At 66.9% G+C, this 287-nt stretch carries 1 pseudogene; it reads left to right on the top strand.

Annotated elements, in window-relative coordinates:
- Positions 1 to 162, top strand: a pseudogene (locus EN852_RS39835) (alpha/beta hydrolase); the annotation flags it as partial.
- Between the last annotated feature and the right edge of the window lie 125 nt (positions 163 to 287).

Here is a 287-nt window from a genome sequence, read left to right as displayed (position 1 = left end):
GGCGGCAGCGGCGCCACGTTGGCGCCCTGGCTGCCGCCGCAGGCCGAGCTCCAATGGTGGTATCAGTTCTATTTTGCCACCGAGCGCGGCCGTGCGGGCTATGCGAAAAACACGGACGACTTCGCCAAGCTGATCTGGCGGCTCGCGTCGCCGCAATGGAAGCGCCTGCCAGAAAGCGCAATCGACTTTGCCTGCAAGGGCCAGAACTGGGGCGCCGAGAGCATCGATTGCCTGCGCGCCATCGCCGAGCAGTCCGGCCAGCACCGCGAGCGCGCTGTGCGCATGAT

This window comes from Mesorhizobium sp. M2E.F.Ca.ET.209.01.1.1 (assembly GCF_004010375.2).
Lineage (GTDB): Bacteria > Pseudomonadota > Alphaproteobacteria > Rhizobiales > Rhizobiaceae > Mesorhizobium.
Note: the sequence above shows the minus strand (reverse complement) of the source record. Positions and strands in the feature narration are given on the sequence as shown.